Source organism: Sphingomonas sp., from assembly GCF_036388215.1.
In the GTDB taxonomy this organism is placed as follows: domain Bacteria; phylum Pseudomonadota; class Alphaproteobacteria; order Sphingomonadales; family Sphingomonadaceae; genus Sphingomonas.
This window is the reverse complement of record NZ_DASVSH010000027.1, coordinates 26822-40932: the sequence shown is the minus strand read 5'-3', so window position 1 is coordinate 40932 and position 14111 is coordinate 26822. Positions and strand designations below refer to the sequence as shown.

The following is a 14111-nucleotide window of genomic DNA, read 5'->3' as shown; positions in this document are numbered from 1 at the left end:
CACGAAGTCCGCGCGCTGATGCCCGAAGATACCGACCTCGGCTCGATCGAGCCCTTCCTCGCGCCGCTCGTCACCATCGCCGCGTTCGATCTTGGCCAAGGCCGGATCACCAGCTTCTCGGCCTTCCGCTTCCTGTATGAGCGGCTCATCGGGGCTGAGGTTCGCCCGTGGCTTCCCGGCGCGTTCTGCGCGGCGGCGGCGCTGCCGCATCTCCATCCCGATCTGCGCCGCAAGCTGCTCCAGTCGATCAGCGAAGCCGCGGCGACTGCGTCGGGCTGGTCGAACCGCCAGCCGGCCTTCTTCCCGCAATGGGTGGAAAAGGTCGATCCGGCGGCAATGTCGAACTGACTTCCCGGCGGGCGGTCACTAGCGGCAGGCCCGCCACCCCATCTCCCCGCGCTCGGCCTGGTCGAGATGCAGGTGATCGCGGTGCGCCGCGTTGTAATCCGGCGACAAGACCGTCGAGAATGTCTTGCACCCCCCGGTGCGCACTTCGCGCAGGAAGGCGGCCTCCTCTCCGCCCTTGGTCCAATCGTTCAGCACGCTGATCCGCCGCCCGTCCGAAAGGCGGAATCCGGCGATATCCACTGCGTCGGCAGTGGAATGCTCGCTCCAGTCGCCTGAGCTGCGGCCATAGATTCGGCGGCAGGAATAGCTGCCGAGATGCTCGATCCTGGTGACCCGCGCACCAAAGCGGCGCTGCGCCGCGGGCTGGACAACATTCCACTCCCAAACCGAGAGAGCTGCGGCGACCGGGCACGAAATGCCCAGGCTGGCGGGGCTGAACTGAATCCCCCGGGATCCGCCTTCGCCTAGACGAAGCCCATCGGCATAACCGCATTGCCCCTCCCCCTTGACCGGCGGGAGCATGGAGTATCGCACCCCGGCCGCCCGCAGGAGCGCGCGGCACTGGGCATAATCGTCCGTCAGCCCGGCGAGCTTGCGGCCCGTGAACATGCCGATCGGCTCGCCCAGATCCAGCCGGGTCCAGGGCAGATCCTGCGGGCGGCCCCGCAGTATCGCAAAGCCGAGCAGCAGCGTGCCGGCCACGGCAATGAAGATCAGCACCGCCGTGATCGCATGGCGCACCCCTCTCACGCGCGCATCGCCTCCGACAGGGGCTGCGACGTGACCGGATAGCCCAGGTCATCGGGGATACAGAGGTGGGCGACGCCGTCGCGCTCCTCGATCCAGGGAGTCACGGTGCGGATCGGATGCGCCCGCGCATCCGCCACCGCATCGTCGAATGAAGCGAACCGGGCCAGCCGCTCCAGGTTGCGGCGGGTGGGATAAATGATCGTCGCCTCGCCCCGCTCGGCCGCTTCGAGCATGTCGCGCGCGCTGGCCCAGAAGACGCGGACATTCTCATTGCCGTCCACCACCGGCTCCGCCCCTTCGGGCGCGCGGGCGAGATAGAAGCGCGTATCGAACACCTTGTGCCGCACATTGCTGGGCAGCCAGCGAGCAAACGGGACCAGCCGATCGAGCCGCAACGCCCCGCCCGCCTCCGCGACCAGCGCCACCAGCGGCTCACCCGCGTAGAGCCGCTGCCCCAGACCTGGGATGGCGTCCGCGGGCATATCCATGCCCACGGCGACTCCGGCTTCCTCCAGGGTCTCGCGCGCCGCGGCGATCCGCGCGGCAAGATCGTCGGGATCGCCCGCCATCGTCGCCGCGAGCGCGCAATCCCCGGCATCCACGCGCCCGCCCGGAAACACCAGCGCCCCGCCCGCGAACGACATCGCCGCCGCGCGCTCGACCATCAGCAGCTCGGGCGGGCCATCGCCCTCGCGCATCACGATCACGGTCGCCGCGGGAATCGCTTCTGGTTCGGCCATTCCTTCGCTTAAAGCCGCTAGCCCGGCAGCGAAACCCATGCGACGACACCACCGCCTTCGCGATTGGCGAGGCCCATGTCTCCGCCATGCGCGCGGGCCGTGGCGCGGGCGCTGGGCAGGCCAAGCCCGATCCCGCCGGTATCGCGGTTGCGCGAGCGCTCCCCGCGGAAGAACGGCTCGAAAGCGCGCTCGATATCCTCGGCGGCCATGCCCGGGCCGTCGTCGCGAACCTCGATGCGCACTTGATCGGCCTCGCACGCGATGCTGACCTCGGCGCCTCCCGCATATTTCACGGCATTGCCGACCAGATTGGCGAGCATCGCCTTGAGCGCCGCCGAATTGCCTTCGATCACCACGGGCTCCCCCGGCACAAGCGCGACCGCCGCGCCGCGATCGCTCAGGTCGTCGATCACCGTCTCCGCCAGCGAACGCAGATCGAGCGGCCTACGGTCGAGCACCGTGTTGGTGTCGCGCACATAGGACAGCGTAGCCGCGACCATCGCCTCCATGTCGCGAATGTCGTTCTCGCAGGCGGCGCGGAGCGCGGGCGGCGCGCTCTCCAGCCTCAGCCCCAGCCGCATCAGCGGTGTGCGCAGATCATGCGCGACGGCGCCGACCACCGTGGCGCGGTCATCCACATAGCGATTGAGTCGCGCCTGCATCCGATTGAACGCGGACGCCGCTTCGGCGATCTCCGCCGGTCCTTCGATCGCGATCGGGGCGGTGCGCGGATCGCGTCCCAGCCGCTCGGCCGCCGCAGCGAATGCGCCGATCGGCTTGGTCAGGCGGCGCGCCAGCGCCCAGGCGAAGGGCGCGACCGCCGCCACCGAGAGGATCAGCCACAGCAGGACCAACTTTCGCCACGGCTCGAATGTCTGCGCCGAGCGTACTTCGATCCAGCTTCCGTCGGGCTGGCGAACCGCCGCGTCGAAATTGCCGATTACGATAACGTCGCGCGCAGCTTGGCGGCTGGCAGGCGGCACGGGTGCGGGCAGGCCGGCGCGGCTATAGACCTGCTCGCGCTGAAGGAACGGCGTCGGGAATCGTATATCCACCCGATCGGCCGCAACGCCGAGCGCGGTTGCAATGGCGAGCTCGATCCGTTCGCCGCGGGGATTCCATGCCGCAGGCTTGCGCGAGGCGGCGCGTTCGATGGTGAGCGTTTCGGTAGACTCGCCACCAGGCTCCAGCGCCTGAGCGATCTCTCCGACCGTATATATCCGCGAAGTCGGCGTCTGGGCGGCGATCAGCAGCGCGACGTTCATCAGCTGAACGACTGCAACGCATATCAGCATCAGCAGGAAGACGCGGAGGAAAAGCGGCGATCGCCCCACGCCGCTTAGCCTCACGGGCGCGAGACTCGAGGCACGAACAGATAGCCTTCGTTGCGAACCGTGCGGATTATCTCGTCCTCGCTCGAGCGGAGCTTGCGGCGCAGCCGGCTCACCTGCACGTCGATTGCGCGGTCGTATGCGTCGGAATCCGGCCCCCTCGCGGCCGCCAGCAGCGCCTCGCGGGAGAGCACGCGGCGGGGCCGCTCGATGAAAACGCGGAGCACGGCGAACTCGCCGTCCGTAAGGCCGATCAGCACGCCGCGGGGATCGAACAGCTCGTGGCTGCCCAGATCGATCCGCCAGCCATCGAAGGTATAGACGTCGCTCTCGGTTGGAACGCCGGATGCGCGCCGCCGCAACGCGGCGCGCACCGTCGCCAGAATCTCGCGCGGGCTGCACGGCTTTGCCAGATAATGGCCCGCGCCGACCTCGAGCCCCAAGATGCGATCCTGCTCTTCGCCCAGCGCACTGAGCAACACGATCTCGGGCCCGTCCTGGCGCGCGATGCGGCGGCACGCGGAAAGCCCGTCCTCGCCCGGCATCATCACGTCGAGGATGATCAGGTCCACGGCGGTGCGCGCGAGGATCTGGTCCATTTCGCGGGTGTTCGACGCAGTCTCGACCTTGTAACCGCGCGCGCCCAGGCTTTCGGCCAGCAGCATGCGGATATCGCGATCGTCATCGACGATCAGGAGAGTCGCCGAATCGGCGGCGGAGATCGGGGCGTTCAGCATCTTGCCGCTCTTAGCTCAAATTACGTCTGCAGTGTTGCGCAAAGCTCGCTTACAGCCGCCACACCCGGAATCGGCGCACGCGAAGATGACTCTGGGTGGTGCGAAGTGCGAACCAGCCGCTGCGATAGGGTTGCGCGTCATCCAGCGTGAAGACGGTTCCGCCGTCGCGCAGCAAGGCGGTGCGGCCAACGGCGGTGACGATCCGTATCCGCATCTCCCGATTGGGCGCCAGCAGATCCCCAGGCGCGGACAAGTCGTGCTCGGGGAGCAATGGCCGCTCGCCGGCGCGGCCGACATAGCGGCGCATGCGGGTGCTTGTGTTCCGGTTGCCGCCGATTCCTGCGTAATAGGTGCGTAACGTATCGTATTCGGCGAAAGCGCCGCTGCGGCGGCCTGTGGGGTTGCCGCCTAGGACGCCGGGGTCGCTCGCCATCCAGAAGAAGTTGACGTCGCTGACCGCGTCGTTGGGGCCACCGGCTGAAACCGCGGTAATGTCGATGTCGATTGCCGTTGGAGCCACGATGCGCTCGCGAAACCACAAGGTCGCGCCCTTGGGAGCGTCGATGTCGAGAATGCCCCGCCTCGCCTCTATGCGGCTGGGCGCTTCCGTCTCGACCGACCATTGGCCGAGGCCACGGCGGAAATCGTCCCGGTGGAGCAGCCTGGAGCCACGCGCCGCAGCAGGTGTGGCGAAGGCACCGAGCGACGTGGCGAGAAAGGTCCTGCGGCCGAGCGTTTGAGACATGGTGGCGTAATCCGCATAACGACTGGATGGGCCGCCGCCGAAGCGGCGACCCACCCGCCCCCTTATAGCCCTTTGCAGTCCGCTTCCGGTGTTTTGTCTGCGTCTAGGTCGCAACGCTGCCGGACGATCTCGACGCTGTCGCCGGTGTCGCGCATTTCGAACAGGCGGCCGCGCGCATTCTTGAACGGGCGGTGGAGCACCATCATCAGCCTGTTGTCGAAGTCGCGGAACAGCATGCCGTGGCCGCTATCCTTGTGCATCAGCGGCGGAAGTTGCTCCCAGGGGCCAGCCAGCTTGCCGGTGCGCGAGCGCGCGATCGACTGGACATAGCCGCCCTTCCCCCAGCTCGACCAAAGCATGAGCAGTTTGCCCGTGCGCGTTCGAAAGAATTCCGGGCCGTCGGTCACGGTCACCGAATCGCCATCGGGCTGCTTCTGGGGAGCCACCCAGGGCGCGTCGGTTGCGCGGAAAAGCGTGATCGGCTCGCCGGTCGCGATCGAAAGGTCGGGCGCGAGCCGCGCCGCCTCGATGGTGCCGTTGCGGATCTGCACCCATTCATGGGCATAGACGATCCAGGGCCGCTTCGCCTCATCGACATAGAGCGTGCCGTCCAGCGTCATCAGATTGGGATCGGGAGTCGGACGATCCTGGTTGAGCAGGGTATATGGTCCATCCGGCCGGTTGGCGACCGCGACAACCGTTCCCCGCGCATGTGCTTCGCGCCCATGCGCCAGCTTCGGACGAGGCAGGGCTTCATTGTGGAGCGTTGTGAAGAGGTAATATTTGCCCTTGTAGCGATGCACTTCGGGCGCCCATGCGCCGCCGACCGCCCAGATGCCCTTTGGAAGCGAAAACACCAGCTTGGGCCTGGTCCAGTCGCGCAGGTTGCGGCTGGTGTAGACCATCGTGCCGATGTCTCGGACCCCGGTCATCGAAGCTTCGTTGCGGGTGAAGAGGTAATAAGTGCGAGTCTTTTTGTCGGCGACGATCCAGGGATCGTGGAGCGGCATGTCCGGCATGCGCAACGTCGCGGACCCGCCCTGCGCCAGCGCCGGAGAGGCGCCGAGGCAAGCGAGCAGGAATAACAGGCTGAGAGTTTTCCGGATCATTGGCGCTGTGCCTCTATCTGCTCGAGCGATTTGCCCTCGTTGCGGGGTGCCCAGATCATGCCGATCACACCGCTCGCGACGAGGAAGCCGGTGAGTATCCAGGCGAGCGTAGCGTAATCATAGGAAGCGAGCCAGGGCACGAAGAAGCTCCAAATGCCAAGGCCGATGCGCACGATGGCGAAGGCGAGACCCTGCGCGGTCGAACGGATCGCAGTGGGGAACATTTCCGCCGACCAAAGCTGGAAGAAGCTCTGCGCGCCGAAGCCGCCGGCAACGCCCATGATGACGACATGGAGGATGTACAGTTCCAGCGTGAAGCCGAAGATCGCCAGGATCGCCATGCCGATCACGTGCATAACCGCGGAAATGCCGAACAGCAGCCGCTGATTGACCTTGTCCGACAGCGTCATGAAGATCAGCAGGATCGAGACCATGCCGATCAGGAAATAGCTGGCCGGCACGATCGTCGCGACCCAGTCCGGCAGGTTGTGCTGCTTGACCAGATATGGCGTGAAAAAGCCGTTGAAGCCCGCCCACAAGTTCCAGAAGCCATACATGGCGGCAAGGAACAGCACCGCGCCGAAATAGCGCGGGCTCAGCAATTCGCCCCAGCCCGCCTTTTGCCTGGTCTCCTGGCTTTCTTCCCAGCGCTGCGACTCCCGCATCTTGGATCGCAGGAAGGTCAGCGCCAGCGCCAGCACCGCCAGGTGCGCGAATATCCAGCGCACGCCGGTGATTCCCCAGGGCTGGAGAAAATAGGCCGCGACCAGCACCGCGACCGGCCCCAGATACCATAGCAATTGGGCCACGCCCGAATGCGCCCCGCGCTTCTTGTCCGGCGCCTGTTCCGCGATCAGCGACCAGGAAGCGGGGATGTCCGCGCCCACCGCCAGCCCCACCAACACGAAGCCCAGCACGATCATCCATGCCGACGAGGCGAAGATCAGGAAGAGCATTCCGAACGCGTAAAAGAGCATGTCATATTGGTAGATCTTCTTGCGGCCGAACTTGTCGCACAGGATCCCACCGATCAGTGCGCCCACGCCCGCTGAAATCGCATTGGCGCTGAACGCGCCGATCAGTCCGATGAAGCTGTCCGAGAGGCCGTAAATCTCCTTCCACAGCGCCAGCGCTACCGATCCCGCCACGATGCTGCCGGCGTCGATATAATTGGCGAGACCCGCGAGGATCGTATCGCGCCACTTATGGTCCTGCGCTCCGTTCATGCCGCTTCTCTCCCCAAATCCAGTCCAAGCCGGTAAATCCGGTTCGCATTGCCGCCCCACATCGCGCGGCGCTCGGTATCACCGAAATCCTTGATGATCTCGGCATAGGCGCCGAGCGTCTCGTCGAAGGTGCCGAACAATTTGTCGGTCGGGAAATCGCTCGCTACCAGGCAGCGTTCGGGACCGAACAGGTCGATAGCGGTGAGCAGATAGGGCCGTGCGAATTCGCCGTCCCACGGCCGTCGGATGAAGCCCGGGCCGGAAAGCTTTACCGCGACATTGGGCAGGGCCGCGAGTTCGGCGATGGCCTTTTTCCACTGCTCGAAACCGTCACTCAGCACAGGCGAGCCGAGATGATCGATCACCACTTGCGTTTCGGGGTGGCGGGCAATCAGCGCGGCAAGGCCCGCGAACTGGCCTGGATAGGCCTGGAGATCGAAGGACAGGCTGTATTTGCCGAGCAGCCCGAAGCCGCGCGCCCAGGCCGGATCGCCGGTCACATCGCGCGGAGTATAGGTCCGGCGCGGATCGGAATGCCAGTTCACGATATGGCGGATGCCGCGGACGTGCGGGTGCACGGCATGCGCTTCGAGCGACCGCTCGACCTGAGGATCGTCCAGCGCCGCGAAACCGACGATGCCATTGGGCAGCCCACGCTCGGCTGCAATGCCCTCCAGCCATTCGGTTTCGGCCAGCGCCATCGCGGGATCGGCTCCCGCATCCACATGCACCGCGCCCACCACGTTCCACCCGCTCGCATCGGCAAGGTAATCGTCGATCAGATAGGTGTGCGCGATCGCCTCGGTGCTGCCGTTCGGCCCCTCGTCGCTGAAGGGGGGCGAGAGCCACGCATAATGGATATGGGCGAGGTCCCAGAGGTGGATATGAGCATCGACGAACGGGATGTCTCGCATTTGACCTCCTCCCCGGGCACCGCCCATCTGCTAGAAAGTGGTGCGCCCCCCGGACGTGTCGAAGGTCGCGGCGGTAGTGAAGCTGCATTCCTCACTCGCCATGAAGCAGATCATCGCAGCGCTTTCGTCGACCTCGCCCAGGCGGCCCATCGGGATTTTGGAGCGCATGTAATCAACCTGACTCTGCGGAAGCTGCGCCAGGATCGGGCTCTCGAAAGTCGCCGGAGTCAGCGCGTTTGCGATAATGCCCTTACCCGCCAATTCCTTGCCGAGCGACTTGGTGAGGCCGATCACCGCCGCCTTCGACGCCGAATAGGCGCTGGCATTGGGATTACCCTCCTTGCCGGCAACCGAAGCGACGTTGACGATGCGGCCATAGCCGTTTGCGAGCATGAGCGGCACTACCGCGCGGTTGCAGTAGAACAGCCCGTTGACGTTGATGTCGAATACGCGGAGCCAGCTCTCGACCGGATATTCGTGGACTGGCGCGGTCGCGCCCGTGATCCCGGCGGAACACACCAGGATGTCGATCCCGCCCAGTTCCTCCGCCGCCCGCTTCGCCGCGGCCTCGACCGCGGCTTGATCCGACACGTCCAATGCGCTGACCAGCGTCGCGCCGACCTCACTCGCCGCCGCTTCAAGCGCGTCCACGTCCAAGTCCCACAGAGCGACCGACCCGCCCTCCGCAACGATCCGCGCCGCGACGGCCTTGCCCAGCCCCGATGCGGCGCCGGTCACGATTGCCCTGCGGCCAGCATAGCGTCCCGTGAACGCGCTCACTTGGCTGCCGTCCAGGCGACGATGTCCTGGCGCTGCTGGCCGAGCTTCTCGATCCCGAGTTCCACGACATCGCCCGGCTTCAGATACCAGGCCTCGGGCTTCTGCCCCATCCCAACTCCCGGCGGCGTGCCCGTGGTGATGATGTCGCCGGGTTCTAGCGACATGAACTCGCTGACATAAGAGACAAGCTTGGCGATCGAAAAGATCATCGTGCGGGTATGCCCATCCTGCACGCGCTTGCCGTTCACTTCGAGCCACATCCCCAGATCCTGCGGATCGCCGACTTCGTCGCCGGTGACCAGCCAGGGGCCTACGGGCCCAAACGTATCGCAGCCCTTGCCCTTGTCCCAGGTGCCGCCACGGTTGATCTGATAGTCGCGCTCCGAAAGATCGTGGACGGTGCAATAACCCGCGACATGATCAAGCGCATCGGCCTCGCTCACATAGGATGCGCGCGTGCCGATGATTACGCCCAGTTCGACTTCCCAATCGGTCTTGGTCGATCCGCGCGGAATGACTACGGTGTCATACGGTCCTTGCAAGCACGAGATCGCCTTGGTGAAGATCACGGGCTCATCGGGGATGGGCAGGTTCGATTCGGCGGCATGATCGGCATAATTCAGGCCGATGGCGATGAACTTGCGCGAGCCCGCGACAGGAACGCCGTATCGCGGATTGCCCTCGACCTTCGGCAGCGACGCCGGATCGACAGCGGCCAGCTTCGCCAGGCCCTCCGGCGAAATCTCAGCGGGCCCCAGATCGAGGACCACGCCCGAGAGGTCGCGGATCACTCCCTCGGCATCGATTAGGCCGGGCTTCTCGGCGCCCATCGGGCCGTAACGACAAAGCTTCATTCTGTTGGAATCCTCAGTGCGTATAGGGTCGATGGAGCGCGACTTCGCGGTTCAGCTCTACGCCGAACCCGGGCTTGTCGAGCGCCGAAACTTTCATCCGGCCGTTCACGGGAACGGGCTCGCCGAGCAATTGCGGATGGAACATCGGCACCACTTCGGTGGGGCCCGGATGCATCATCAGGAACTCGGCGAAGGGCGAATTGTGCCGGGTGATCACGAAATGATAGCTGTAGACCGACGAACCGTGCGGCACGACCATCTTGCCATGCGCATCGGCCAAAGCCGAAATCTTCAGCAGCTCGGTCACGCCGCCGCACCAGCCCACATCGGGCTGGATGATGTCACAGCAATCCATCTCCAACAGCATGCGGAAGCCCCAGCGGGTCGCTTCGTGCTCGCCGGTGGTGACCAGCAGGCCTTTGGGCGCGTTGCGCTTCAATTCGGCATAGCCCCAATAATCGTCGGGGCTGATCGCCTCCTCGATCCATTTTAGACCGCACTCATTATAGGCCCGGTGCGCCAGGCGCGTGGCATACTCCACGTCGAGCGCCATCCAGCAATCGAGCATCAGCCAGAAATCGTCGCCGACCTTGGAGCGCATGTCGGCAAGCGTGGCGATGTTCTTGTGCATCCCTTCCAGCCCCTCGGCCGGGCCGTGGTGGAGCGCCATCTTTCCGCCGATAAAGCCGAATTCCTTGGCCAGATCGGGCCGCGCGCCAGTGGCGTAGAATTGCAGCTCGTCGCGAACCGCGCCGCCGAGCATCTGATAGACCGGCTCGCCGCGCAGCTTGCCGAGCAAATCCCAAAGCGCCAGATCGACGCCGGAGATCGCATTCACGACCAGCCCTTTGCGGCCATAATATTGAGTCGAGAAGTACATCTGGTCCCAGATCTTCTCGTAATCGGTGGGGCTGCGGCCCTCCAGAAAGCGCGCGAGGTGCTTCTCGACTATATAGGCCGCGGGCTCGCCGCCGGTGGTCACCGCGAAGCCGATCGTACCGTCGTCGGCCTCGATCTCGACCACCAGGGTGCCAAGCACGTTGATGCCGAAGCTCTGCCGCGACTGGCGATATTCGGGATATTTCGACATCGGCGTCGCGATGTGATCGTCGATCCAATGGCCTTCGCCCTGATCGTGATAGTCCGCGCCGCCGCCGCGCACGACGAACGCGCGGACATATTTGATCTTGGGAAGCGTCACCCGCGAATCTCCCGCAGCGGCAAATTGCATGCCGTCACGCCCCAGCCCCCCTGTCGAAAAACACCTAAGCCTCTCCCCGCCATACGGCTGCATTCTATCACATTATGGGATTCGATGTTATGAGATGAGAAACATATCGTCAAACCCTCATTGCGCCGATAAATGCGATATTTGCGGCCGCGCTAATTTAGAGTCGCCACAATCGACAAGCCGGAGCGTACCCGCCCGGCGGGAGGAGAGGCAAGGATGAGGCTAGTCGCAGCGGCGCTGGGCGCCATGATGCTCTGGACGCCGCTTCCCGCGATCGCTCAGGCCGCCTCAGGCGTAGGCAGGGTATTCCCTTCCGAGAAGCGGATAGTGGTCGATCCCGTAACGCGGGCCAAGCTGACCGTTCTCGCGGAATCGCCCGGCGGGGATGCGAAAATCTATCAGACTCACCCGCAATGGGCCGCAGATGGCAAGCACATCGTGTTCCGCTCGTCCAAGCGCTCCGCAGACGGCAACGGCCAGGCTTTCGTCGTCAGTGAAGCCAGTGGCGCGATCGTTCAGCTTACCGATGGCCCCGGCGTCAATATCGGCTCGCTCAATGTCGCGCGGCTCACCAACCAACTCTTCTACACGCGCCGGACGAACGACCGCACCGCGCTGATCGCGGTCGACATCACGGCAATCCTCGCCGACGCGGCGCGGGGCAAGCCGAGGGTGGGCGGCTATGAGCAGGTCATCGCAACCCTGCCCCCCGATTATCGCGATTCCGGTGGCTTCACGCTCGACGCGGACGAGCGCACCGCTTATTTCGGCGTCAACCTGGCCGAGGCGCCGCCGCGTCCGCAGGGCCAGCCCGTCCCGCAAGTACCGGGCGGGATACGCGCGCTCGATCTTGCCACGGGCGCGTGGCGCAAGGTGATCGATACCGATTTTCGCATGGGGCATGTCCAGGCCAACCCATGGGTCCCGGGCGAAATCCTCTATTGCTGGGAAACGGGCGGCGAAGCGCCGCAGCGAATGTTCGTCGTGAAGGCGGACGGGAGCGGAAACAGGCCCCTGTTCCCCGAATATCCGAACGAATGGGTCACCCATGAGGTCTTCATCGACAAGGATCACGTCATGTTCAACCTGATGGGGCACACGCCCGCGCTGCGGCAGCACGCAACGGGAATCATGATCGTGAACCTGCGCGATGGATCGGTGGAGAATGTCGGCCAGACCCAGGCCAATCGCAGCTTCTGGCATAGCGACGGCACGTCGGACGGACGCTGGGCGGTCGGCGACGATTTCGGCGGGGGGATCACGCTGATCGATCGCCGCAATGGCCTGCGCACACTGCTCACCACCGGGCACCAGATGCGTCCCGATCACACCCACCCCAATTTCAGCCGGGACGGCACGCGAATCCTGATTCAGTCGGGCATGCTTTCGGAAGGCAAGAAGCTAGATCTGATGACGGTGCCGATGCCGTCATCGACGGCAAATTGAATCCCGGCCGCCATAATGACGGTCGATCGGAGGGCGTTTATCGGTCTCGGCCTTGCGCTGCCTCTGCTCGCCAATATGAGGCCCGGACCCGTGATTGACGTTCGCGAAATGGGGGCTAAGGGCGACGGCAAGGCGCTCGATCACGCCGCAATCAACCGCGCTATCGCCGAAGCCGCGCGAGGCGGCGGCGGCACGGTGTTGCTGCCGGCCGGACGATATCTGTGTTTCTCGATCCGGCTGATGAGCAATGTCACTCTGATGATCGGTCCCAGCGCTACCGTGGTGGCGGCAGACCCCAAGAGCGATGGCGGCGCCTATGACCTGCCCGAGGCGACCGAGCACGACGTGTATCAGGATTTCGGCCACAGCCATTGGCGCAACAGCCTGATCTGGGGCGAGGGCCTGGAGAATGTCGCGATCCTGGGACCGGGCATGATCCACGGCGTCGGCCTCACTCGCCATGGCCCCGGCCCGAAATGGCTCAAGGCCGGATCGCACCCCAATTCGATGGCGGGGATGACCAATCGCGACATGAGCACGCTGGAACCGGCGCGCACTCGCATGAACGGCCTCGCCAACAAGGCCATTGCGCTCAAGAATTGCCGCAACGTCACGCTCGATGGCTTTTCGATCCTGAAGGGCGGCCATTTCGCCGTGCTGGCCACTGGCGTGGATAATCTGACCGTAGAAAATCTGCGGATCGACACCGACCGCGACGGGCTGGACATCGACGCATGCCGCCATGTGCGCATCACCGGCTGCGCGGTGAATTCGCCGAATGACGATGCGATAGTGCTAAAGGCGAGCCTGGCGCTCGGCTTTGCGCGCGCGACCGAGAATGTCACGATCAGCGACTGCATCGTTTCGGGCTATGACATGGGCACCATGCTCGACGGCACCTATGCCCGCACGCAGGAGCTGTCGCCGGACCGCGACCGGGTCACCGGAAGGATCAAGCTCGGCACCGAATCGAACGGCGGCTTTCGCAACATCGCGATCACGAACTGCGTGTTCGATCGCAGCCGGGGACTGGCGCTCGAAACGGTGGACGGCGGCGTGCTCGAAGACGTCACCATATCGAACCTGACGATGCGCGACATCACCACCGCGCCCTTGTTCCTTAGGATCGGCGACCGGCGGCGCGGGCCAGAGGGCACCGGCCTGGGCGCGATGCGCCGCGTGACGATCTCGAACGTCACCGCGACTGGCATCGATCCGCGCTACGCGGCCTCGATCGTCGGGCTGTCCGATGCGCCGGTGGAGGATGTCTCGATCTCCAATGTCCGGCTGGCATATACCGGCGGCGGCACGGCGCAGGAGGCCGCGCGTGACGTGCCCGAGGCGCGGGACAGCTATCCCGAGCCCAGCATGTTCGGCGTGCTGCCCGCGCACGGACTTTACGTTCGCCATGCGCGTGGATTGCGGATCGACGGCCTGGAGATTTCCACCGCGACGCCCGATGCGCGCCCGGCTATCATATTGGACGATGTTGAAAATGTGCGCTTCACTAGGCTGGGCGCACAGGATGCCCCCATCCTGCGCGGCAGCCGCAACGTCATCGTCGAATGAGCGAGAGGGGTAGCATGACCAGCCACGCTTTCAGGATGCAGCTCAAGCCGGGTGTAGTGGACGAATATCGCCGCCGTCACGACGAGATCTGGCCGGAGCTGGCGGAGGCGATCTCGGAAGCCGGTATCTATGATTATTCGATTTTCCTCGACGAGCAGACGCTGGCGCTGTTCGCGGTGCTCAAGCTGCGCGACGACAACAACCGCGATGCCCTTCCGCAACGGGAAGTGATGAAGCGCTGGTGGGATTACATGGCGCCGCTGATGGAAGTCGAGCCCGGCAACCGGCCAAAGGAATGGCCGCTCGTTCCCCTGTTTCATTTGGCCTGAGA

14 protein-coding genes and 1 pseudogene are annotated in these 14111 nt (G+C 64.9%); 4 read left to right on the top strand and 11 right to left on the bottom strand.

Annotation, left to right across the window (positions count from 1 at the left end; all coding sequences use genetic code 11):
• A pseudogene (locus tag VF617_RS10765) lies at positions 1–348 on the top strand (hypothetical protein); the annotation flags it as partial.
• 18 nt (positions 349–366) lie between these two features.
• On the opposite strand, the gene VF617_RS10760 reads toward VF617_RS10765, so the two are convergent.
• The 11 genes from VF617_RS10760 to rhmD are packed head-to-tail and all read right to left on the bottom strand — an operon-like array spanning position 367 to position 10765.
• Complete coding sequence (locus tag VF617_RS10760; protein WP_414714017.1) at positions 367–1098, bottom strand: extensin family protein; 732 nt, start codon at positions 1096–1098, stop codon at positions 367–369.
• Positions 1095–1838 (bottom strand): NUDIX hydrolase, encoded by a 744-nt coding sequence (locus VF617_RS10755; protein ID WP_331014886.1) that lies wholly within the window; start codon positions 1836–1838, stop codon positions 1095–1097. The genes VF617_RS10760 and VF617_RS10755 overlap by 4 nt, the downstream gene beginning before the upstream one ends.
• A gap of 17 nt (positions 1839–1855) precedes the next feature.
• Positions 1856–3172 carry a HAMP domain-containing sensor histidine kinase gene (locus tag VF617_RS10750; protein WP_331014885.1) on the bottom strand — a complete coding sequence of 439 codons (1317 nt, stop codon included), beginning with the start codon at positions 3170–3172 and terminating at the stop codon, positions 1856–1858.
• Positions 3173–3183: 11 nt separating this feature from the next.
• A complete protein-coding gene (locus VF617_RS10745) occupies positions 3184–3906 on the bottom strand; it encodes a response regulator (protein ID WP_331014884.1) in 723 nt (240 codons plus the stop codon).
• Positions 3907–3955: 49 nt separating this feature from the next.
• A complete protein-coding gene (locus tag VF617_RS10740) occupies positions 3956–4705 on the bottom strand; it encodes a DUF6250 domain-containing protein (protein ID WP_331014883.1) in 750 nt (249 codons plus the stop codon).
• 8 nt (positions 4706–4713) lie between these two features.
• Entirely contained in the window at positions 4714–5760 is a 1047-nt protein-coding gene (locus tag VF617_RS10735; RefSeq protein ID WP_331014882.1) for a glycoside hydrolase family 43 protein, read from the bottom strand.
• Entirely contained in the window at positions 5757–6986 is a 1230-nt protein-coding gene (locus VF617_RS10730; RefSeq protein ID WP_331014881.1) for an MFS transporter, read from the bottom strand. Before VF617_RS10730 ends, VF617_RS10735 begins: the two co-directional genes overlap by 4 nt.
• The gene (locus VF617_RS10725) at positions 6983–7900 is read right to left on the bottom strand and encodes an amidohydrolase family protein (RefSeq protein ID WP_331014880.1); all 918 of its coding nucleotides are present in this window, start codon (positions 7898–7900) and stop codon (positions 6983–6985) included. The genes VF617_RS10730 and VF617_RS10725 overlap by 4 nt, the downstream gene beginning before the upstream one ends.
• Positions 7901–7930: 30 nt before the next feature.
• Positions 7931–8680 carry an SDR family NAD(P)-dependent oxidoreductase gene (locus VF617_RS10720; protein ID WP_331014879.1) on the bottom strand — a complete coding sequence of 250 codons (750 nt, stop codon included), beginning with the start codon at positions 8678–8680 and terminating at the stop codon, positions 7931–7933.
• On the bottom strand, positions 8677–9534 hold the full coding sequence (locus VF617_RS10715; protein ID WP_331014878.1) for a fumarylacetoacetate hydrolase family protein: 858 nt from the start codon (positions 9532–9534) through the stop codon (positions 8677–8679). Before VF617_RS10715 ends, VF617_RS10720 begins: the two co-directional genes overlap by 4 nt.
• Positions 9535–9547: 13 nt before the next feature.
• Positions 9548–10765, bottom strand: a complete 1218-nt coding sequence (gene rhmD, locus VF617_RS10710; RefSeq protein ID WP_331014877.1) for an L-rhamnonate dehydratase — start codon at positions 10763–10765, stop codon at positions 9548–9550.
• A 216-nt stretch (positions 10766–10981) separates the two neighbouring features.
• On the opposite strand from rhmD, the gene VF617_RS10705 reads away from it, so the two are divergent.
• From VF617_RS10705 to VF617_RS10695, 3 genes are all read left to right on the top strand, one after another.
• Complete coding sequence (locus VF617_RS10705) at positions 10982–12211, top strand: hypothetical protein (RefSeq protein ID WP_331014876.1); 1230 nt, start codon at positions 10982–10984, stop codon at positions 12209–12211.
• A gap of 90 nt (positions 12212–12301) precedes the next feature.
• Positions 12302–13780: a rhamnogalacturonidase gene (locus tag VF617_RS10700; protein ID WP_331014875.1), complete on the top strand. Its 1479-nt coding sequence runs from the start codon at positions 12302–12304 to the stop codon at positions 13778–13780.
• A gap of 14 nt (positions 13781–13794) precedes the next feature.
• Positions 13795–14109 carry an L-rhamnose mutarotase gene (locus tag VF617_RS10695; RefSeq protein WP_331014874.1) on the top strand — a complete coding sequence of 105 codons (315 nt, stop codon included), beginning with the start codon at positions 13795–13797 and terminating at the stop codon, positions 14107–14109.
• Positions 14110–14111 lie beyond the last annotated feature (2 nt).

Excerpts from the sequence above, each read along its gene's own strand:
- VF617_RS10755 (WP_331014886.1), bottom strand. The coding sequence starts at position 1,838 with ATGGCCGAACCAGAAGCGATTCCCGCGGCGACCGTGATCGTGATGCGC.
- VF617_RS10745 (WP_331014884.1), bottom strand. The coding sequence starts at position 3,906 with ATGCTGAACGCCCCGATCTCCGCCGCCGATTCGGCGACTCTCCTGATC.
- VF617_RS10735 (WP_331014882.1), bottom strand. The coding sequence starts at position 5,760 with ATGATCCGGAAAACTCTCAGCCTGTTATTCCTGCTCGCTTGCCTCGGC.
- VF617_RS10730 (WP_331014881.1), bottom strand. The coding sequence starts at position 6,986 with ATGAACGGAGCGCAGGACCATAAGTGGCGCGATACGATCCTCGCGGGT.
- VF617_RS10725 (WP_331014880.1), bottom strand. The coding sequence starts at position 7,900 with ATGCGAGACATCCCGTTCGTCGATGCTCATATCCACCTCTGGGACCTC.
- VF617_RS10715 (WP_331014878.1), bottom strand. The coding sequence starts at position 9,534 with ATGAAGCTTTGTCGTTACGGCCCGATGGGCGCCGAGAAGCCCGGCCTA.
- rhmD (WP_331014877.1), bottom strand. The coding sequence starts at position 10,765 with ATGCAATTTGCCGCTGCGGGAGATTCGCGGGTGACGCTTCCCAAGATC.
- VF617_RS10705 (WP_331014876.1), top strand. The coding sequence starts at position 10,982 with ATGAGGCTAGTCGCAGCGGCGCTGGGCGCCATGATGCTCTGGACGCCG.
- VF617_RS10695 (WP_331014874.1), top strand. The coding sequence starts at position 13,795 with ATGACCAGCCACGCTTTCAGGATGCAGCTCAAGCCGGGTGTAGTGGAC.